The sequence below is a fragment of the Prevotella sp. genome, assembly GCF_051059605.1.
Lineage (GTDB): Bacteria > Bacteroidota > Bacteroidia > Bacteroidales > Bacteroidaceae > Prevotella.
The window spans coordinates 3,136,324-3,158,778 of the sequence record NZ_CP050883.1 but is presented as its reverse complement, the minus strand read 5'-3'; the positions used below and the strand labels follow the sequence as shown (position 1 = coordinate 3,158,778).

The following is a 22,455-nucleotide window of genomic DNA, read 5'->3' as shown; positions in this document are numbered from 1 at the left end:
CTAATAACAGAATGTTATTATATCTAATCAAAAACAAAACAAACTGTAAGCATTCTGATTCAGAAAGCTTACAGTTTGGCACTTTATTAAAAAAACAAGATTTTTCTTAATGCATGTAGCCCAGCCAACGTAAAATATCGTTGAGATTGGCGACCACCATTAATAATATCAAAATAGATATTCCGATGTATTCTGCTCTAATCATAAACTTTTCACCTAACTTTCGTCCAGTGATAATTTCATATATAAGGAACAGAACGTGTCCACCGTCGAGTGCAGGAATTGGGAGAATATTCATGAAAGCAAGAATAATGCTCAAGAAAGCTGTCATCTTCCAGAATACGTACCAATCCCATGTAGATGGGAACATACTGCCAATAGCTCCAAAACCTCCAAGACTCTTAGCTCCGTCTGCAGAGAATACATATTTCATATCGCTCACGTAACCATGAAGAATATCCCAACCATATTTGATTCCAGCAGGAATACTCTCAAAGAAACCATAGCTCTTATGGAAAGGAGTGTAAAGGGTATTAATTCCAGGGAAACCAACAGCAAGTTTCAAGTCTGGTGTAAGCAACATCTTTTTTGCGACAGCAGAATCTGCACCATTTGCAATAACGCCTACAGTTACCGTGCGCACCTTAACACTATCTGCATGAGTCTTTGCAGCAGCAAGAACATCGTCAAGGATTGATAATTCGTTGGTAAACTGATTAGAAGAAGTTATCTTCTTACCATTAAGTGCAACAATCTTGTCACCCTTCTTTATTCCAGCCTTAGCGGCAGGGCCTCCAGCCATTACTGAGTCCACATTTGCAGGAACATAAGGAAGACAGAACGCAGGCGTTGTCTTTATCATATCCAGCAGATTCAGTTCACCTGTAAGGTTTATACTCATCTTCTTGCCGTCGCGCATAATATCTACACGCTTAGCTTTAGATATTTCACGATACATTTTAGCACCGAACTCCTTGAAAGTTCCGTTCTCTGTTCCTAGGAGAATATCATGATCCTTGAATCCGTAGCTCTTTGCCTCCTCATTAAACACGAAACCTTGCTTCATGTCTTTGGTCTGAACGTATGTCTCGCCCCATGAGAACATCAACATTGCATAAATGAAAAGAGCTAGGATGAAGTTTACAGAAACTCCACCAATCATAACAAGCAATCTCTGCCAAGCTGGTTTCGAGCGAAACTCCCAAGCCTCAGCAGGCTTAGACATCTGTTCTGTGTCAAAGCTTTCGTCTATCATTCCTGATATTTTGCAGTAGCCACCTAGTGGTAACCAACCCATACCATATTCAGTGTCACTCTTCTTTGGTTTGAAACGGAACAGACTTCCACCCCACTTACCAATTCCAAGGTCCATAAATATATAGAACTTCTCGACTCTTATTCCAAACAGTTTTGCGAAGAACAGGTGTCCTCCCTCATGAAGCAGAACCAAAAGTGATATTGACAACAGAAACTGTAATAATCTTACTAAAAATACTTCCATTACTGATTATATTCGTTATTCATTAATATTTTTGATGATTTCGCTTGCTATTGCTCGCGCCTCCTTGTCTGTCTGCAAATAGACATCAAGATTAGGATTCTTGTCAAATGTGGCTTTAGCCATAGTTTGCTCTATAATCGTCGCCATTCCTTTGAAAGAGCATTGCTCCTTTCTGAATGCTGAATTTGCTATTTCGTTGGCTGCATTCAGAATACAAGGCATGTTTCCGCCCTTGTTAATTGCATCATAAGCCAGAGCAAGACATTTAAACTTCTTTATATCCGGTTCAAAGAATTCCAGCTTCTGCTGTTTGAACAGGTCAAGACGTTCACCGTTCAGAGGTAACCTCGTTGGGAATGAGAATGCGTATTGTATTGGTAGCCTCATGTCTGGAACTCCCAACTGAGCCTTCACTGCACCATCAACAAACTGCACAGCACTGTGAACAACGCTTTGCGGATGAATCAATACTTGAATTCTCTCTGCTGGAACACCAAACAGCCATTTAGCCTCCATCACCTCAAAGCCTTTATTCATAAGTGAAGCTGAATCGATAGTAATTTTTGCTCCCATATTCCAAGTAGGATGCTTCAATGCATCAGCTGCGGTCACAGTATTCAACTGTTCATCAGAATATAATCTGAACGGACCTCCTGAGCAAGTAAGCAATATCTTTTCAATTTCATTGTCAGCGTCACCAACAATACTTTGGAATATTGCACTATGTTCACTATCTACTGGCAATATTGGAACATGGTTTTCCTTTGCAAGATTGCATATAAGTTCGCCTGCTACAACAAGAGTTTCCTTGTTGGCAAGACAAATCTTCTTGTGTGCCTTGATTGCATTTATTGTTGGAAGAAATCCCGAAAACCCTACCATTGCAGCAAGAACCATATCAATAGGTTCAGCTTCAACAATCTGTTCAAGCGCCGACTTTCCCGCATAAATTTTAATGTCAGGTTCATCAGCAAGCAGGTCTTGCAATTCCTTATATTTCTCCTCGTTAGCAATAACCACTGCAGCAGGCTTAAACTTATGAGCCTGTTCGGAAAGTTTCTCAACGCTGTTGTTGGCAGTGAGACAGTACACTTCGTACAAGTCTCCATGCTGCGAGATTACATCAAGCGCCTGTGTTCCTATACTTCCCGTAGAACCGAGGATACATATTTGTTGTTTCTTCATTAATATATAATAATGTGAATGTTACAGGTCGAGCAGACCTTCCGGAATAAACATCTTTATTCGGCGATTTTCCATATCGGCTTCATGAATTAGATCCTCATTGGCAGGAATAAGAACATCCTTGCCATCATTGGTCTCTATTTCAAAAAGCGTGTTAATGGTTGAGTCGTCTACTGACTTTATTATACCTATTGTCTTATTAGTGTTTTTATCAACAACTTCAAAACCGAAGATTTCTGCCCAGGAAACATTTTCATCACTTCCGTCAGAAAGACTTCGTGGAAAATAAACTTCGTTACCAGTAAGGTTACGAGCTTTATCCTGAGTATCAATATCCTCAAATTTCATAAGTGCACTCTCGTCGCTGCGGAAACGGTATTCTTCCATAAAGAAAGGAACCAATATTCCGTCAACGTCCAAGATAAGATAATCTGCGTCTACACGGTCAAAGACATCATCGTTAAACATGAACGATATTTCGCCTTTCACTCCGTGAGGTTTTCCCAGCTTACCTATTTTATATACTTCTTCACGTCTAATCATCTACTCGTTTGATGCAGGCACCAAGTTTATTAAGTCTATTTTCAATATTTTCGTAACCACGATCTATCTGTGCAATGTTGGCAATGCAACTTGTTCCTTCTGCACTCATTGCTGCAATAAGAAGTGCAATACCCGCACGGATATCAGGACTTGTCATTCGTCCTGCACGCAACACCAACTTATGATCGTGACCTACGACAACAGCACGGTGTGGGTCGCAAAGTATAATCTGCGCTCCCATGTCAATCAATTTATCAACGAAGAACAGACGGCTTTCAAACATCTTCTGATGAATAAGCACTGAACCACGAGCCTGTGTAGCTACAACGAGAAGCACCGAAATAAGGTCTGGGGTCAAGCCTGGCCAAGGAGCATCAGCAAGAGTCATTATCGTTCCGTCAATAAAAGAATCTACTACATAATGCGGTTGGTGTGGAATGATAAGATCGTCGCCTTCAGTTTCAATCTTCACTCCAAGTCGTCTAAATGCATCAGGGATAATACCGAGGTCTTTCAGTGATACATTCTTTATTCTCACTCCGTCGCCCACCATTGCAGCCATTCCGATAAAAGATCCAACTTCTATCATGTCTGGTAATATAGTGTGGTCGGCACCGTGTAATTTGTCTACACCGACAATTGTAATCAGATTACTTGCTATTCCGCTGATATTTGCACCCATTGCGTTAAGCAAGTGGCACAATTGCTGAATATAAGGTTCACATGCGGCATTGTATATTGTCGTTGTGCCCTTAGCCATCACGGCAGCCATTATAATGTTTGCAGTTCCGGTAACCGAAGCCTCATCAAGCAGCATGTAGCAACCTTTAAGTTTCTTGCTTTCAATCTTGAAAACGTCACGTTCTGGGTCTTTCACGAATCTTGCTCCAAGATGCTTGAAACCAAGGAAATGAGTATCAAGTCGTCTACGTCCTATCTTGTCACCGCCTGGTTTGGCGATGGTAGCCTTTCCGAATCTACCGAGCAACGGACCTATCATAAGTACACTGCCTCGCAGAGAAGAACATTTGCTCACGAACTCCTGACTTTCAAGATAGTCAAGGTTCAGTTCGTCTGCTTGAAAAGTGTAATCATTTTCAGCATTATGCGTTATCTTTACGCCAATATCTTTCAGCAGTCTAATGAGATTTTCAACATCCAGTATTTCTGGAATATTCTTTATTCTCACAGGATCTGAAGTTAGCAATATTGCGCAAATAACTTCCAAAGCCTCGTTTTTAGCTCCCTGTGGAGTGATGGTTCCTTTAAGTCGGTGTCCACCTTCAATGATGAATGATTCCATTGGCTTTTATCTTCTTCTGCGCTTATTATTGTTAGCGTTATTGCTACTGCTAATGTTGCCATTACGGTTATTGTTATTACGGTTGGCAACAGGCTCGTTCTCCATAATCTTGTTGAAAACGAATGTATTCAGGTCTAGCTGAATTTTTCCGTCAGTATATTTTGCCAAGTCAGAAGCCACCTTCTCGTCGTCACACGAACCGTGACTCCACATCATCAGGCTCAACTTCATCTGGTTAGCAGCAAGTTTGGTAAGCGCGTCACGCTCCTCACCAGGGGCCATGGTCTTCAATCTTTCAAACACCTCAGCCATTATGTGACCGTAGTGTCTTACCGAAATCTTTGTCATGGGATACTCCATAGGCTGCGGCTTTGCTAAAATCTTGTTGGCTTGACTGATGTCGTAAGGCCAATCAATATCCAACTTAAAGTCACTCATGATTGCAAGATGGTCCCACAACTTCTGTTTATAGTTCACGTCCTCGTGATTTTGGGGAAACATTCTTTCCATGATGGTTACTATGGCCTCCGCACACGATTGACGCATGGCTTTCGTATCAAGTCCGCCACAAATGTCAACCATATTCTGCACCTCACGCCCATATTCAGGCATGACAAGCTGTTCACGCTGTGTGTTGTAGTCTAATCCTTGGATGTTCATAATAATTTTTTAGGCAATTTTGCAACGAAGTCTTTCAGATAGAACGGCACGAAATATGCAACGTCTTCAAACTTCCCTTGTACTATGCGCTTTTCTGCCAGTGGAAACATATATTTAGCTAGTGGCACGACGTCTTTTATCAAGTGTGCGTTAGGATTATTAATCTCTTCCATACACTTTGCTGCTCCGTTTCCGAAGAAATACACCGGGCCCTTTTCAAGATACTCTTTATAGGTATCAGCTGTCACTACGTCAGCCTGTATCGGTCTCACTTCATCAAGTGAGCGATTGAATACCTCTGCATATACTTCCATGCGGCGTGCGTCAAGCATTGGCACTAGTAATGCATTTTCTTCCTCAGCCTGCTCTTTCAATAACACAGGCACGGCAAGAAGTTCCAAAGTCGGTATGGCAATCAGCTTCACATCACGACCATAGCAAATTCCTTTTGCCATAGAAGTACCTATTCGCAGTCCGGTATAAGAACCAGGACCACAACTTACAGCCACAGCGTCTAATTTTAATGAGTGACTGTCTATAAATGAAAGAGCCTCATCAACATAGCGTCCAAGTTGTTCATTGTGATGTGGTCCGCTGTAATCTTCTTTGTTAAAGATGCATTCGGCGTCATTACTAACTGCTACAGAGCACACGTTTGTACTCGTTTCAATGTTCAATATACACGACATAATAATAAATATATTCTAAATAAAGTGCAAATTTACGCTTTTTTCCCGCAAAATTATTACTTTTGCAGAAATTTAACGTGAAACAAGTATGATACAATCAATGACCGGTTACGGAAAATCTATCGTAACCTACAATCAAAAAAAGATTAATGTTGAAATTAAGTCATTAAATAGTAAGACACTTGATCTTTCTACAAGAATCGCTCCACTCTACAGAGAAAAGGAGATGGAAATACGTCAGATTGTCGCAAAACAATTGGAACGTGGCAAAATAGACTTCTCTATTTGGATTGAGAAGGATGATGCTGTTGACGCCGCACCAATTAATGCCGCACTTGTTGAAAATTATTACAAGCAAATAAAAGCCATTTCCGAAAAGACTGGAATTCCGGTTCCACAGGATTGGTTTAACACTCTTCTTCGTATGCCGGACGTCACGATGAAGAATGATGTTGAAAAACTTTCCAATGAGGAATGGGCTGCCGCAAGCCGTGCTATACACGAGGCTATTACCAACTTACTTACTTTCAGAAAGCAGGAAGGTGCAGCTCTCCAAAAGAAGTTTACAGAGAAACTTGATAATATAGAAGATCTGTTGCTCAGCATTGAGCCTTTCGAGAAAAGCCGTGTTGAGAAAATTCGTCAGAGCATTGTCAAGGGACTTGAGCAGATTCCTAGCGTTGACTATGATAAGAATAGACTTGAACAGGAACTTATTTATTACATAGAGAAACTTGACATCAGCGAGGAGAAGCAAAGACTAACCAACCATCTTAAATACTTCCGTGAGACTATGAACGAGGACGGAGCTGTTGGAAAGAAACTCGGATTCATCGCTCAGGAAATGGGACGTGAAATCAACACTACTGGAAGCAAGAGTAATCAGGCTGAAATGCAGAATGTTGTAGTGAAGATGAAAGACGAACTAGAACAGATTAAGGAACAGGTATTAAACGCTTTCTAAAGTATGAAGAACGGACTGCTTATTTTCTCAGCTCCTTCTGGAAGCGGAAAGAGTACTATCGTGCAGTGGCTGATGAAGGAACATCCTGAATTCAAACTGCATTTCTCTATTTCATGCACAAGCCGCCCACCACGTGGAACGGAAAAGAATGGTGTAGAATATTTCTTCCTCACGCCAGATGAATTCCGCGCTAAAATTGATAAAGGTGAGTTTCTTGAATACGAGGAAGTTTATCAAGACAGATTCTACGGCACATTGAAATCACAGGTTGAGAACCAACTTAATGATGGTCAGAGTGTTGTCTTCGACGTTGACGTGAAAGGCGGATGCAATATAAAGGATTTTTACGGCAAACGCGCCATGAGCATTTTCATCCAACCTCCATCAATTGAGGAACTGCGCAAAAGACTCAACGGCCGTGGCACAGATACACCAGAGGTTATTCAGCAACGTCTTGACAAAGCCGAATACGAATTAACATTCGAGTCAAAATTCGACCATGTTGTCGTAAACGATAATCTTGAGGAAGCCGAAAAAGAGACATTGGCTCTTGTAAGGAATTTCCTAGAGGAATAAAAACGCTGTTGTTGATTTCTTAAACATTCGCAAAAATGATACGAACGGGAATATACGGAGGGTCGTTCAATCCCATTCACACAGGGCACATTGCCATTGCTAGCCAGTTATTGCAAATGGCTTCGCTAGATGAGATATGGTTTGTCGTTTCTCCACTCAACCCGTTTAAGAAATCATCAACATCACTTTTAGATGATGCCCATAGGCTGGAACTTGCCCAAGCAGCATTGTCAGGAGAAAAATCACTTAAAGCCAGCGACTTTGAGTTCAACCTCTCCAAACCTTCATACATGTGGAACACACTGCAAAGACTAACCCAAGAGTTTCCCGATCGAGAGTTTACGCTCATAATAGGAGCCGACAACTGGTTGGTTTTTGACCGTTGGAAAAATTATCGTGACATCATCGCTAACTACCGCATAGTGGTTTATCCAAGGAAAAATTCGCCGATAGACAAAACCACTCTCCCTGCAAATGTAACGCTTGCCGATACACCTCTTTATAATGTCAGCAGCACAGATATAAGGCGCCGAGTTTCAGAATGCAAATCCCTCCACGACCTTGTTCCCGACAACATTATTCCACTTGTAGAAAAATACTACAAATAAGGAAATTGCATCTCGTTTTCAATTGATATTTTCTTACATGATCAATTATTAGAAAACAAAAATATTCCAAAAGTTTAAAAATGGACAAATATCCTTCACGCATAGGATAAACGATTGATAGATAAAGGATTATCGGTGGAGGATAACCTCCACTATCATCCACTAACCTCCACATTTTTGTAAACTATTAAGATTTTCACAACTAGTACTAAGCACAAAAGCAATATATTTAAAAAAATATCATTTTAAATATATTCACACTTTAGACTAATCATCTTTATTTCTTAGCCAAAAGTATTACAGTTAATTAGAGTATTTATATCCCCCTAAGTAAAAGCTTTATTTTTAAAAGTAGTAATCATTCAATTAAAGTTTTCATTGTAACGATATAATGAAAACGTTTGATCGACATAACAGAAACGTTTGATCATAGAAACACAAACATTTGATCGATACAATAGAAACGTTTGATCGTTGAAACACAAACGTTTGATCGACATAATGCAAAATCGGTAACGACACTTTATTTTACGGCATTGGATTTAAGTTTTGATTGGTTTAGTACAAGATAAAATGTAAATATATATTGATTTATATTATCTTCAATAATTCAGTTTATCACCTAGCATCTGCTATATATTACTTAATAGTTTACAAAAACGTGGAGGTTAGTGGATGATAGTGGAGGTTATCCTCCACCGATAATCCTTTATCTATCAATCGTTTATCCTATACGTGGAGGATATTTGTCAATTTTCAAACTTTTGGGATAATTTATTTTTCACAAATAAAAATATTTGAAGATAAAAAAGTTCGTGTCATTTGGGATGATCAAGAAGAAAGTGAGTTGACTACAAATTGTAGTCAACTGAAAATGAAATCGGCTGATGGAAGTTACAATTCTTTATAAATTATTGCAATAAAATACTAATTAATCTGTTTTATTCGGAATAAATAATTAATTTTGTACGCTGGGGATCGTTTTCTATAGTCGTGTCCCAATACAAACAAAGACTAACGATTGACAGAAATGAGAGAGAAAGAGAGAGACAAGGAAAAAGCATTTAAGGAATTGTTTGAAGCAAACTATTCCAAGATGTATTATGCCGCTCTCTTCGTTGTTTCTAATACTGATATAGCCCGTGACATGGTGAATGACGTGCTGGCCAAACTTTGGGAAAACTTTGATTCCTGTTCAAATGAATATACACCGGCATATCTGTTCAAGATAACAAGGAACAGATGCTTTGATTATTTGCGTCATTTAAACGTAGAAAATCAGTATGCCAAGTTGTATATGGACTTATACAAATCAGGGATTATTGATGACGAAAGCCATGATGAGCGCATGGATATTATATATCGGGTAATGGATGAAATGCCAACCCGCACGCGTTTTGTTGTCGACCAATGCTATTTCGAGGGTAAAAAGTATGCTGAAGTGGCAGAGATATTGGGAATAAGCAAGGATGGAGTGAGGAAACACATTATCAAAGCACTCACATTGTTAAGAAGTGCTTTTTCTGTTAATTATAAAAAAGGTCAAGTACCTAAAAATGGTTACTAGTCGTTATAAATAATAGATTATGGCAATATGAATATTGATGAAAAACTGACGCAAACAGATGAGCATACTGACATGGCAATAAATGCCATGCAGCGGCTTGATTCCATGACAGACACGGAGATTGAAGCTCTAGTTGCTGACGTGGATACTGCCGAGTGTTGCAGCATGTTGCTAGGATACCGCGAGGCCAAAATGACGCAGGACTCGCCTAAGCCAGATGTTAAACGGGCGTGGGAACAATTTCACAAAAATAATATACAGCCTGTCAGGGAGCGTCGCCGCAACCAGAAGGTCAGACTATACTCGGTGTCAGCTGCTGCCGCTATCATACTGGCAGTCGTAATTCTGTATTTCGGAAACAATAGCTTTCATTATTCAGACAAACATATTATGGCTTTCACTGCTAATGGTGAGCCGCAAGAGATAATGATGGGGACTGGCGGAAGTGATCCAGTACCGATTAGGAGACAAAGTGGCGAAGATGGTGTAGTGGTGAATGGCAGTGTGGCTGATTTCTCCAGTGTCACTGCATCTTCACAATCCATGAGGACTATCTGCACACCACGTGGAAGAGATTTCAAGGTGGTGCTTTCTGATGGTACCGTGGTGGTGCTCAATGCAGATAGCCGGCTTATATTCCCAACACGCTTCAACGGAAAGGAACGTGATGTAAAACTGGTGGGCGAAGCCTATTTTAAAGTGAGTCATGATGCCGCCCATCCTTTCATCGTGAGGGCAGGAGGAGTATGCACGCGTGTGCTAGGCACGGAATTTAACCTCAAGGCTTATCCGGGCTCTGACACTCATGTAACACTTATCAAGGGCTCTGTGATTATAGGCAACAATGCTAAAGGAAAAATCGTGAAACTGATTCCTGGTCAGGATGCCGCACTAAAGAGTAATAATGATTTTGACGTGACCACTGTTGACACAGAGTATTATGTGCAATGGAAAGAAGGATACTTCTATTTTGATAATACGCCATTGATCGATATAGTCAGAGAGCTTGGGAGATGGTATAATGTTGATGTGGAAATATGTAATAATTCACTGATGAGTTATCGCCTGCATTTCATTGCTGATCGGAGCTCAAATATAAGTGAAGTTATTGAAAATTTAAATGAATTTAGTTATCTTTCGGTGGTTCAGCAGGGGCAAAAGATAATTATTTCTAAAAAAAAATGAATTAAGTGGTGACTAATTTGTTCGCTTAATCGTTCTTTCATAAGTGATTTATCAACAAAAAGTAATCATTTATGAAAAAAAAGTATCAAAATCAGCCAAAAAGACTGCATTTTCCTTACAAGATGTTACTCTTACTACTGTTTTTCTGCGGTAGTATTGTTGCCAATGCCCAATCGTCTAAGACGACGATTTCGATGGAATGTAACAATGAGTCTATTGCCAGTGTTCTTAAAAAGGTAGAGAAAATCTCAGGTCTTAAAGTTTTGTTTACCTATGATGAGGTGCAAAACTACAAAGTCACTGCATCCATTAAAAACAAACCAGTAAGTTCTGCACTTAAGTCTTTGCTCGCAGGTACCCCCTTTAAATATAAGATAAAGGGAAAGTTTGTTAATGTCACCAAGAATGGGCGAGACTCCAAATCATCAGGCGACATGCGTGCCAACTTAGTACCTTCAGACAATGGATTTGACGCTCCTTCACCTCTTGGCGCAGGTAGCAGAATGATTCGAGGCAAGGTGTTTGATGCTGATGGAAATACTCTGCCAGGTGTCACTATCGCACTTAAAGGCACCAAGGCCATCACTGTAACGGGTAGTAATGGGCGTTATGCACTCTCGATACCAAGAGACGGTATACTAGAATTCTCATTCATAGGAATGCAAACCAAGTCTATAAAGACCCATGGCAGAAATGAAGTAGATGTAGCACTGACTGATGACAGTCATGCCATCGGGGAAGTTGTTGTTACAGGATTGATGGACCGAGACGCCAAGACTTTTACGGGTAACGCAACAGTATATAAGGGCGAAAATCTGCAAGCAGTGGGCCATCAGAACCTAATAAAGAGTCTAGCACTGTTGGATCCGTCAATATCACTGACAGAAAATCTAGAAATGGGGTCAAACCCAAATACGATGCCTACAATACGTTTGAGAGGAGAAAGTTCGTTTCAGGGGTTTGAGAATGTAGATAAATCCGGATTATCCAGCGACCCTAACCAACCTTTATTCATTCTCGACGGATATGAGACTACGGTGAGCCGTGTGGTAGATTTGGATATGAACAGGATTGAGTCGGTAACAATATTGAAAGATGCTGCTGCTGGCGCAATATATGGTGCGCGTGCAGCTAATGGCGTGATTGTGATAAAGACCAAACGTCCCAAAGAAGGAGAGCTCAAAGTGAGCTACAATATGGATCTTGACATAAATCTGCCCGACCTTTCCAGTTATAAGCTGTTGGATGCAAAGCAAAATATGGAACTCATCAATAAATTGGGGCTCTATCACTTTAATGACGGGACCCTGCGCCCTGAATATAATCAAATAGCGAAATGGGTGGCACAAGGAGTTAACACAGACTGGCTGTCTCAACCTGTGCGTAACTCGGTAGGAACCAAGCACTCTATGAATCTTCAGGGTGGTGATAACCGCATGAGATATGGCGTAGATCTTAATTATGCTAACGATCCTGGTGTAATGAAAGCTTCAGAGAGAAACAACTATGGTATTGGAGTTGACCTATCATACAATTTCAACGACAAGGTGTTATTTTCCAATTATTTGAACGTGTACCAGACAAAATCAACCGAATCACCTTACGGAAGTTTCGCGGATTACACCAAAATCAACTCATTCTATCCTATATATGATGAAAACGGGAAACTTTACAAATACTATTACTATACAGACGTATATGGACAGGAAAATAACCTGTGGGGTAATGTAAACAATATGCCCGTGAATCCGTTATATGAAGCAAATGTCGGCAACAAGAACGAGACAAAATCTACAAATATCAACGAAAACTTTTCTTTCGATTGGCGCATTCTCTCAACATTACGGCTAAACGGACGTATCAGCTATACTAAGAGTGCCACCAAAAACAATGTTTTTCTCTCACCAAATTCTGCCACATACAAGGATTATGGCAGTGGGTTGAGCGATGTTACCACTGATGACCAATTGTTGCGTGGAGAATACACATTCACTCAGACAGATTATGAATCATTAGAGGGAAACTCTTTTCTTACTTGGGCACAGGCCTTTAAAAAGCATTTCATAACAGCATCTGCTGGTGTATCACTCTCTGACAGCAAGAGCACCATATACGGGTTTACCGCACAAGGATTCGGTGATGGAGACTCTGCTGAGCCAGCTTACGCACAAGGATATAAGAAAGGGGGCACGCCAAACAATTCAGAAGGACACGCACGACTGGCCAGTTTTTTTGCCTCGGCAAACTATGCATACAACAACCGTTATCTTGTGGATGTTTCCTATCGTTTGGATGGCTCCTCAGAATTTGGTTCGGCCAAGAAAACCGCACCTTTCTTTAGTACGGGTATAGGCTGGAACATGCATAACGAAAAATTTATCAAAGACCTCGACTTTATTAACATGCTCAAACTAAGAGCTACATACGGAGAAGTGGGTTCAGTAAATTTCTCCCCGTATCAGGCTAAGGATATTTATGATATGACTAGCAATAACCGCTATGATGGAAACATTGGCGTGATATTGAAGGGCTTAGGAAATGAAGACCTGCGCTGGCAAAATACAAAATCATTGGATTTAGGAATCAATGTAGGGGTGTTCAATATTATTGATATCAGTGCCGACTATTATCGCAAGACCACTTATGATATGGTGCTACCCGTGACTACCCCTCCATCCGTGGGATTCGACAGCTTCACCGATAACTTGGGGCGTATGCGCAATCAGGGTTATGAACTTACATTGCGTGCCTATATCATCAAAAAGCCGCAATTAAATCTCTCTATCTTTGGAAATGCCAGTCATAATGAGAACAAGATTCTTGCAATATCATCATATCTGGAATCATACAATAAATCAGTTGACTCTTCCGATGGCATGTCTGAAAATGAATATAAACAGGCATCACATAAGTTCTTGACTAAATACGAGGAGAACCAATCACAGTCAGCAATATATGCGGTAAGATCATTAGGCATAGACCCTATGACCGGCGAGGAAATATTTCTGACTCGTGACGGTAAGCCCACAAAGACATGGAGCGCCAGCGACAAAGTAGTTGTAGGAAACGCTGAGCCAACAATGAGGGGTACTTTCGGCGCCAATCTTGGATGGAAAGGCATTTATCTCAATATGACATTTTCTTACCAATACGGTGGACAAGTATATAACCAAACGCTTGTAGACAAAGTGGAAAACTCCAACAAATATCAAAATGTGGATGAACGTGTGCTTACCGAAACATGGCAAAAACCCGGCGATGTGGTGAGATACAAGGCAAATGTGACCGACCGTCTTACTCAATATTATACTTATGCTAGTTCGAGATTTGTGCAAGATTTGGATATTCTGCAGCTATCATCACTATCGTTGCAATATGAATTGCCTAAACGTTGGATTGCTCCACTGTGTATAGAGAGTATGCGTTTATCTTTCAATACATCTGACTTACTCTATCTCTCAACGGTAAAACGGGAACGTGGCACATCATATCCATACGCCCGTGCATTCACCATCGGCCTCCGTGCTAATTTTTAATACAGCTTTACGATTATGAAATTAAATATATTATTATTATCAGTAGTGCTATTGATGTCATCGTGCAATGATTGGCTCGACGTGCAACCCACAACAGAAAAGGACCGCGAAGACCTTGTAACCAGTTCTGACGGCTATAAACAGATGTTATATGGCACATATATTAATCTGGCAAGTACCGACCTCTACGGTCGTAACCTGTCATACGGGATACTGGAAGGGGTAGCTCGCAACTATTGCAAAAATCCTGTTCCTAATTATAATTACCTAGACAACAGTGTACGCCCCACTGTAGATGCTATATGGGAAAAGATGTATAATAACATCGCAAATGTGAACAGCATATTGAAAGATATCGAGGAACATAAAAGTGAATTCGCAAAAGGAGAAGAGGAATTGCTTGAAGGCGAGGCTCTGGCGCAACGTGCATATATGCATTTCGATTTAATGCGACTGTTCGCTCCTGCATACAAGGGTAATGAGGACAAAATAGCAATTCCTTATGTGGAAAGTTACGAACGTGTGAGATATCCGCATATTGCTGAGAAACTTGTTATTGATAAGGTGCTGCGTGATTTGGGCCGAGCAGACAGTCTGCTCAGCGCAGGTGGAGACCCTCTGATTAATGGCGCGCAAACTGTGACATATTCTGGTAAAGGAATTTTCACCGCCAACCGCCAATACCGATTCAATTATTGGGCGGTACAGGCTTTGCGTGCCCGCGTATATATGTATATAGGTGATACTGCAAACGCATTGAAATATGCGACATTAACAATCGAGAAAGGACCATTCCAGTGGGTCACAGAGACTGACGTTTCGGCTGGAGACCGCATTTTTATGCCTGAGATGATTTGTGGGCTTGATGTACCAGACCTTCCCAACTATTACGATAGCAATTTCACATCCGAGAGCTATTCCCTGTCTGATGGCTGGGGAACATACGCCCTTAATGTCTTCGAGGATGCAAATGACTACCGTTATCTATATCTGTTTACCAATGACAAAGCAAACAACAAGGTTATTTCGTGTAAATATAAACAGACAATAGGTAGTAGCAAGGTGATGAAAAAACAAACTGTGCCCCTGATACGTCTAGGTGAAATGTATCTCATTGCCGCAGAATGTAATATGGAAAAAAATCCTGCAATGAGTATAAGTCTGTTGCGCACACTGAAACTGCACCGGGGTTATCTATCAGAAGATCAAGGTGTCACGGATGGTTCAACAACAAGTCAGATAAGAGACTATATTACCAAGGAAATGCGGAAAGAAACCTATGCTGAAGGGCAGATGTGGTTCTATTACAAACGGATTGATTCGCCTACAACTCCCGACTTCAGCCCATGGTGGGCAGGAGCCACAACAACAATGAAAACATCATATTATACATTCCCGCTACCTGAAAGTGAGAAAGAATATGGCAATTTACCATCTTCAAATTAAAAAGAAAGGACATGAAAATGATGAGAAATAATATTATAGCGTTGGTATTGTCGGTCTCTGCACTTACATCCTGCACAGTTGACCAAATAGAAACTTTTGACAGTCATAACTATTTGTCTTTCAAGTCAAGCACGATGTCATATACTTTTGCATTCAATACCGACGATGTGAAAAGTTTTGACTTTGACATACCTGTCACTTATGCGGGCAGATATAGTGATAAAGATGTTGAATTTGCAGTATCTGCCGTACCAGATAAGAGCACGGCTGTAGAAGGTGTACAGTACAGGATGAAAAGCGCGGACCAGCAGATTGTTAAAGCTGGAGCCAATGATGGTGTGGTGAAGATCACACTATTGCGTACAGACTCCATGAAGACAAAGACGTATACGTTAAGACTTGCCATTATGGAAAATGCTGGTTTCAAACCCGGCCCTACAGATTCAATAACAGTAAATATCACAGATAGACTTATCAAGCCCGACTGGTGGGGTGCTTCTCCATACAACTATTATCTGGGCGCTTATACAGCCACAAAACTCCGCTTGTGGTTGGAATTTATGGGTGTAACAGACGGTAGTAATCCGTTTGACAAAGCTCCATATATACAATGGCTGGACTATGGCTCTGGCAATTTCATTTACAAGAATTACAAAGATTCAGAAGTAAAGCCTAAAGTCATGGAATTCAGACAGTGGCTTATCATCACTAAGGGAAATCCTATTGACGAACAAAATAAGCCTGTGGCTGAAACGCTCGGTAATTTCTAATGATTATATAAAAAATAGTTTATGAAAAGAAATATTTTTATTTTTGCATTAGTGATAATCACGTTTTCATCATGCTTGAAAGATGAGGGAAACTATGACTATACACAATTAAAGAATGTCACGATAAGCGGGCTCGACAATTCTTATCGTTTTATCCTGCAAGTGCCTCAGACATTAAAACCTTTAATAAAGACGGATATTGCGGAAGACAATATGACGTACTGTTGGAGAATCGGTGCCGACACACTAACTAAAACACGTGATTTTAATTATACATTCACACATGTGCCAGCAACTTCAGACCCTCTCACATTGGATATATATGACAAGACAACGAATGTGCGTTACACCAAGGCAATGACACTTAGTGTGGTCTCACCATTCTATACGGGATGGCTCATTCTTGCAAACAACAACGGACAGGGCGAACTGAATTTTCAATCGTATGAGACTGACAGTACTCTATATCAAAATATTTACGAAGAGGTGAACAAAGAAAAACTGACCGGTACACCTGTCATGGTAAAGCAGATAAACTATCAAGACGGATTATCAGGTGCATACGCTGACCGAGTTGCTGTGGTATGTAAAGACGGTAAGTCGCCAGACCTAGACGGGACCTCTTTGTTGAAATATAAATACATTGAAGATGATTTCAAGACAGAAAACAAACCTTCACTTATCGATGTCACAGCAGAATATTACAGTAACGACAGAGCGCTTAACGTGGTTACCACAGACGGAAAGTTGTATGGCAAGGCTGTAGGCTCAATGAGTCCCCCTGAGGATGGATATTTCCAGTACCCTTTCCAGAGTGACGGTCTAGACTATCGAGTGGCTCCCTATCTTGTAAGACCAGTCTACAATAGCTATTATTACGCTCTGGATGAACTCAACCATCGATTTGTATATTACACATCAAATTCTCTTTCATCTAAAGTTAGCCATCTGCAATGGGACATTACCAACAGTATCAAGACAGCTAGTCATGACACTATTCCCGGTGTAGCCGCATGGATGGGGGGAATAATGTATGATGATGACGTATATGCTGTTACTAATAATGATGGGGAGTATAGGCTGTATCGCTTCTCTGTGATTTGGGATGGAACAGCTACTCTTCTAGCTTGTGTGAAATTGCCAGAAGGAGTGGTAAGCAAGGACAGCCATTTCGCGCTGCATCCCACTAGCCCGTACCTGTTTGTAAGTAATGGCAATAAACTACAAGCTATAAATTTGGAAAACCTGACAAATATAAACTCTGCTATCAATGATCTTGCCACTTATGAAGGTGATATTACGGACATGCAGTTTGCCTATGATGCAAATAAGCAAGTGAATGAACTAGGCATTGCGGTCCAAACATCTGCAGACAAGTCATCACTACTCATTATTAATTCACAACTCACTTCCCATGGCGCCATTATCAAGCATTTTGACGGGATTAAGGGTAAAGTGGTCAGTATTTACAGAAAAATAATGTAAATTTAAAATATGAAAAAAATATTTTCTTTTCTATTAACATTCGTGGTCTGCATGACTGCCAATGCCGCTTCTGATAATGGTTACCAAATCTTGGGTAAAGTTACAAATATTCCTGATGGCACGATGCTTTATCTGCAATTGGTTGGTCCGCCAAACCAAAAAATAGACAGTACAGCCATTCATGACGGAGCGTTCGTCTTTAAGGGTGCTGCCATCAAGGCTCCTGTCTGGTCTCTGATTACAATAAAAGGACAATTCGTGGCAGTGTGTGATTTCTATTTGGAGAATGGGAATATAACAATTAGTGGTGACCGTTATGGTGCTGTGGCGCGTGGCAGCGAGACCAACGAACAGTACCTCATCTACAATACTGATGTAAACAGAATGTTCAATGATGCATACGGGTTAAATTTAGCAGTATCAGCTGCTAAAGGAAAAGCTGCTGCCGACAGTGCGAAAGCCGCACTGCAGGCATGTCAGCAGGAATTACTCTCAAAGGAAATTGCTTTTGTAAAGAAATACCCGTCATCTCCAATATCGCTACGCATAGTTGATTATATCTGCCGTAATGCGAAGTCTGATGATATCATCCGATACATATCTTACCTTTCACCAGAGATGCAAAAGACAGATACGATGACAAAATTGAAAGAACGGTCTGCCCATCAACGACTTACTGAGGATGGTACCATCGCACCGGCATTCACATTGCTTTCGAAAGAAAAGAAAAGTGTATCATTGGCGGATTATAAAGGCAAATACGTTTTACTTGATTTTTGGGCCTCATGGTGTGCTCCATGCCGTGCCAGTTTTCCTGATGTGGCAAGCATATATGCCAAATACAAAACAAAGAATTTTACCGTCTTAGGTATATCGCTTGACCGTAAGGAAGGTCCTTGGCTCAAGGCTCTGAATGAAGAGAAATGTACATGGACACAAGTCGTGGATTTGAAAGGTGATGTGGCTTACAAGTATTCAGTTGTCACCATCCCGTTCATGGTTCTTGTAGGGCCAGACGGTAAGATAATAGGTAAATTTGACAAATCACAAATAGCTGACAAACTGGAAACTCTGTTTGATAACAAATAAGATATCAATAATGGTGAAAAAAAGGGGATGCATGTTGCTAAGCAACATGCATCCCCTTTTTGGGGGTTTTATAATATCTCAGAAATATATGTGCCATAGTAGACTATTTCAAGAAGATGCGAAAGCGGAATGAACAACTTACGTTGTTTCTAGGGACAAATTGTCCACAGATAACAATGGTAACAGAAAGCGGAAAGAAAGTAAGAAGCAGATTAGGATGTTCTAAAGAGCATTGGCTATTTCTTGATAAATAATACAAACACGTCCAATGGGATTTATCACTATCAAATAGAACAATAGGCCTAATATAAATATGATAGAATTGATTGCTATTGACTTCTTGTCTTTCTTCTTTATTGAACTAAGAATATTCACAAAGAGCCTTACCACGCAATAAGCCAAATATATGAGTATTGTGATCTCACATATATTAAATAGTATTTCCATGTTTATCTAATTTAGAATAAGTTTTTTAGTGTATACATACAAAGTCAATTTGACTATGTACAAATATAAACTTTTATTTTGAATACGTAAAACGTTTATTGCAAATTACGCAAACTATTATTATTTTTTTGCATAATAGCTTGGGAATGGCAATAAAATCATTGCCATGCGGTGTGAAATAATTGGCTTAAAAAAGATTGATAACTAGATGTTAGAACTTTACCATAGTTATTACAACCTTTAGAATTTTGAGTACTTCGCTTTTGGATAAAGGAACTCTTTTCTAAAAATATACCTGATGTAGTTAATGATAGTCAATTTAGTCTTAATTTTTATTTAGTAGACACTATTGATAATTAATAAGGAAAAAGCAGATAGTAAGTTTATCATATACCTCCAGAAAGTTTACTTTTAAACATACTTTATTAGAACATAAACATCTTATTATCAGCAACATAAGCTTCACAAGATACTTACTTTACTGTATTACTCATTGTTTCATTCAAAAGAAAATATATTTAACTTTGCAGCAGAAAATCTAATAAAATTTTACCAAAATGTTTAAGACTTTGATAATCTCTTTTCTAGCCATACCTACATTAGTATGTGCACAGCAACCTCAATTGGGCAAAGACCCTATTGAGAAAGTAATAAACGCGATGACGCTAGACGAGAAACTCGACCTATTAATAGGTTCTGGTGGAAACGCGAAGACAGAGGCATCTGCAACTATCGGAAACTCTTCTGTATTAGTTCTTGGTGCTGCCGGTCAACTCAATGCCATTCCTCGTCTTGGGATTCCTAACACAGTGCTTGCTGACGGTCCTGCCGGACTACGAATACAGCCAAAGCGCGATGGTACAACAAAGACATTCTATTGTACACATTTCCCTATAGAGACTGTGATGAGTTCTACATGGAACTCTAATCTTGTTAAGGCTGTAGGTGCTGCCATTGGTGATGAAGTGAAACACTACGGAGTAGATGTGCTTCTTGCCCCGGCAACTAATATCCAACGTAACCCTCTCAACGGCCGTAACTTCGAATACTATAGTGAAGACCCTCTTCTGGCGGGAAAGATAACTGCTGCAATGATAGCCGGCGTTCAGAGCAATGGTGTAGGAACATCTCTTAAACATTTTGCCCTCAACAATCAAGAGACCAATCGTACTAATAATAATGTAATAGGTAATCCACGTACATTTCGAGAGATCTATCTAAAACCATTCGAGATAGCTATTAAAGAAAGTCATCCTTGGACTGTGATGACGTCTTATAATAAGATAAATGGTACATATACAAGCGAACGTGCCGATCTTCTAACAGAAATATTAAGGCATGAATGGGGATTTAATGGTATGGTTATGACCGACTGGTATGGCGGACAGCACGCTACCATGCAGATGGAGGCTGGCAACGACCTGCTTATGCCCGGTAAACTGAGCCAGCGCGAAGAATTGCGTAAAGCAATACTTAACGGCAACCTCTCTATGGAAATAATAGACCGTAACATTAAGAATATTCTTGAATATATAATCAAGACACCACGTTTTAATGGATATGTGGCAGACAACAACCCGGATCTTAAGGCTCATGCACAAGTTACACGTAATGCAGCTATCGAAGGTATGGTACTGCTAAAGAATAACAGGAATGCTCTTCCTTTTACTAAAAATATAAAGAATCTAGCTGCATTTGGTTTCACATCTTACGACTTTATAGCAGGCGGCACTGGTTCAGGAGATGTAAATCATGCATACGTAGTGTCACTTATTGACGGACTTAAAAATGGTGGGTTCTCAATAGATGAATCGATAAAGAAATCATACGAGGAGTATATACCTGAAGCCAAGGCTAAAATGCCAAAACCAACAGGTCAGTTTGCAGCATTCCTCCCCAAAAAGCTTATCCCTGAAATGGAACTTTCAGATGTTGATATTCTAAATGCTGCAAAGAATGATGATGCAGCAGTGATAACTATAGGAAAGACATCTGGTGAGTTTGGTGACCGTAGCATAAAGACAAACTTTAATCTTACCGATCCTGAAAAGAAGATGATAAGCGATGTTACAAGAATATTCCATAAAGTAGGAAAGAAAGTTGTAGTTATCCTTAATGTCTGCGGAGTGATTGAGACTCAGAGCTGGATCAGTCAGCCAGATGCAGTGCTTATATCATGGCTACCCGGTCAGGAAGGTGGAAATTCTGTAGCCGATATAATTTCAGGTAAAGAGAGTCCTTCAGGCCGTCTGCCTATGACATGGCCTTTAAGCTATAACGATGTACCTTCTAAGAATGATTTCCCAGACCCGGATGAGATAAGCGATGACGAATTAATGAATTCTCTTAAAGGTTTTACAGAACTACGCACCGAAGGGTCCAGGAAGAATTTCGACATTACTACTTACAACGATGGCATATATGTAGGTTACCGTTACTATACAACAAAGAATATTCCGGTATCATTCCCCTTTGGTTATGGTATGAGCTACACATCTTTCGAATATGGCAAACCTAATGTTGAGAAAGACGGCAATGGTAATATCAAAGTATCCGTTAATGTCAGGAACAATGGTAAAATGGCGGGTAAAGAAGTAGTTCAAGTATATGTTTCGGCACCCGGAAAAGATATGGACAAACCTGCAAGAGAACTTAAAGGTTTTGCCAAGACAAAGAGACTGGCTATTGGCGAAAGTGAGACAGTGATAATAAATATTTCTTTTGAAAGTCTTGCTTCGTTCAACGACCAATCTAACTGCTGGCAGGTTGAGAGTGGAGTATATAAAGTGATGGTAGCCAAGAATGCTGCAGACCTAAAACCTCTAACAACAACTGTTTATGAAGAAGGCAAAATAACCGAAAATGTAAGACCATGCCTTGTCACAGAACAAAAATAATATC

The 22,455-nt window shown here is 40.1% G+C and carries 18 protein-coding genes; 12 read left to right on the top strand and 6 right to left on the bottom strand.

The annotated features are described in order from the left end of the window. Positions 1-106: 106 nt before the first annotated feature. The 6 genes from rseP to tsaB are packed head-to-tail and all read right to left on the bottom strand — an operon-like array spanning position 107 to position 5,881. On the bottom strand, positions 107-1,501 hold the full coding sequence (gene rseP / locus HEQ28_RS12265; protein ID WP_434502833.1) for an RIP metalloprotease RseP: 1,395 nt from the start codon (positions 1,499-1,501) through the stop codon (positions 107-109). A gap of 15 nt (positions 1,502-1,516) precedes the next feature. Beyond that, the gene (locus tag HEQ28_RS12260) at positions 1,517-2,686 is read right to left on the bottom strand and encodes a 1-deoxy-D-xylulose-5-phosphate reductoisomerase (protein ID WP_434502831.1); all 1,170 of its coding nucleotides are present in this window, start codon (positions 2,684-2,686) and stop codon (positions 1,517-1,519) included. Between the two features lie 21 nt (positions 2,687-2,707). Then, entirely contained in the window at positions 2,708-3,229 is a 522-nt protein-coding gene (rimM, locus tag HEQ28_RS12255; protein ID WP_434502829.1) for a ribosome maturation factor RimM, read from the bottom strand. Beyond that, positions 3,222-4,532: a UDP-N-acetylglucosamine 1-carboxyvinyltransferase gene (gene murA, locus HEQ28_RS12250; protein ID WP_434502827.1), complete on the bottom strand. Its 1,311-nt coding sequence runs from the start codon at positions 4,530-4,532 to the stop codon at positions 3,222-3,224. The genes rimM and murA overlap by 8 nt, the downstream gene beginning before the upstream one ends. 6 nt (positions 4,533-4,538) lie before the next feature. Next, complete coding sequence (locus tag HEQ28_RS12245) at positions 4,539-5,192, bottom strand: DUF4290 domain-containing protein (RefSeq protein ID WP_434502825.1); 654 nt, start codon at positions 5,190-5,192, stop codon at positions 4,539-4,541. Then, positions 5,189-5,881: a tRNA (adenosine(37)-N6)-threonylcarbamoyltransferase complex dimerization subunit type 1 TsaB gene (gene tsaB, locus HEQ28_RS12240; protein WP_434502823.1), complete on the bottom strand. Its 693-nt coding sequence runs from the start codon at positions 5,879-5,881 to the stop codon at positions 5,189-5,191. Before tsaB ends, HEQ28_RS12245 begins: the two co-directional genes overlap by 4 nt. An 88-nt stretch (positions 5,882-5,969) precedes the next feature. Here tsaB and HEQ28_RS12235 point away from each other — a divergent pair, with 88 nt between their 5' ends. From HEQ28_RS12235 to HEQ28_RS12180, 12 genes are all read left to right on the top strand, one after another. After that, complete coding sequence (locus HEQ28_RS12235; RefSeq protein WP_434502821.1) at positions 5,970-6,845, top strand: YicC/YloC family endoribonuclease; 876 nt, start codon at positions 5,970-5,972, stop codon at positions 6,843-6,845. 3 nt (positions 6,846-6,848) lie between these two features. Beyond that, positions 6,849-7,421: a guanylate kinase gene (gene gmk / locus HEQ28_RS12230; RefSeq protein ID WP_434502819.1), complete on the top strand. Its 573-nt coding sequence runs from the start codon at positions 6,849-6,851 to the stop codon at positions 7,419-7,421. Positions 7,422-7,456: 35 nt separating this feature from the next. Beyond that, on the top strand, positions 7,457-8,029 hold the full coding sequence (nadD, locus tag HEQ28_RS12225; RefSeq protein ID WP_207153233.1) for a nicotinate (nicotinamide) nucleotide adenylyltransferase: 573 nt from the start codon (positions 7,457-7,459) through the stop codon (positions 8,027-8,029). A gap of 1,030 nt (positions 8,030-9,059) precedes the next feature. Then, positions 9,060-9,596 carry a sigma-70 family RNA polymerase sigma factor gene (locus HEQ28_RS12220; protein WP_434502817.1) on the top strand — a complete coding sequence of 179 codons (537 nt, stop codon included), beginning with the start codon at positions 9,060-9,062 and terminating at the stop codon, positions 9,594-9,596. A 192-nt stretch (positions 9,597-9,788) separates the two neighbouring features. Further along, positions 9,789-10,781, top strand: a complete 993-nt coding sequence (locus HEQ28_RS12215; RefSeq protein ID WP_434502815.1) for a FecR family protein — start codon at positions 9,789-9,791, stop codon at positions 10,779-10,781. A gap of 71 nt (positions 10,782-10,852) precedes the next feature. Beyond that, on the top strand, positions 10,853-14,317 hold the full coding sequence (locus HEQ28_RS12210) for a SusC/RagA family TonB-linked outer membrane protein (RefSeq protein WP_434502813.1): 3,465 nt from the start codon (positions 10,853-10,855) through the stop codon (positions 14,315-14,317). A 15-nt stretch (positions 14,318-14,332) separates the two neighbouring features. Further along, entirely contained in the window at positions 14,333-15,763 is a 1,431-nt protein-coding gene (locus HEQ28_RS12205; RefSeq protein WP_434502811.1) for a RagB/SusD family nutrient uptake outer membrane protein, read from the top strand. Positions 15,764-15,780: 17 nt separating this feature from the next. Beyond that, the gene (locus tag HEQ28_RS12200) at positions 15,781-16,533 is read left to right on the top strand and encodes a DUF4843 domain-containing protein (RefSeq protein WP_434502809.1); all 753 of its coding nucleotides are present in this window, start codon (positions 15,781-15,783) and stop codon (positions 16,531-16,533) included. 21 nt (positions 16,534-16,554) lie between these two features. Beyond that, on the top strand, positions 16,555-18,018 hold the full coding sequence (locus tag HEQ28_RS12195) for a PKD-like family lipoprotein (RefSeq protein ID WP_434502807.1): 1,464 nt from the start codon (positions 16,555-16,557) through the stop codon (positions 18,016-18,018). Between the two features lie 9 nt (positions 18,019-18,027). Next, positions 18,028-19,107 (top strand): redoxin domain-containing protein, encoded by a 1,080-nt coding sequence (locus HEQ28_RS12190; protein ID WP_434502805.1) that lies wholly within the window; start codon positions 18,028-18,030, stop codon positions 19,105-19,107. Positions 19,108-19,223: 116 nt separating this feature from the next. Continuing rightward, complete coding sequence (locus HEQ28_RS12185) at positions 19,224-19,361, top strand: hypothetical protein (protein ID WP_434502803.1); 138 nt, start codon at positions 19,224-19,226, stop codon at positions 19,359-19,361. Between the two features lie 750 nt (positions 19,362-20,111). Continuing rightward, on the top strand, positions 20,112-22,451 hold the full coding sequence (locus tag HEQ28_RS12180) for a glycoside hydrolase family 3 C-terminal domain-containing protein (RefSeq protein WP_434502802.1): 2,340 nt from the start codon (positions 20,112-20,114) through the stop codon (positions 22,449-22,451). Positions 22,452-22,455: the final 4 nt, after the last annotated feature.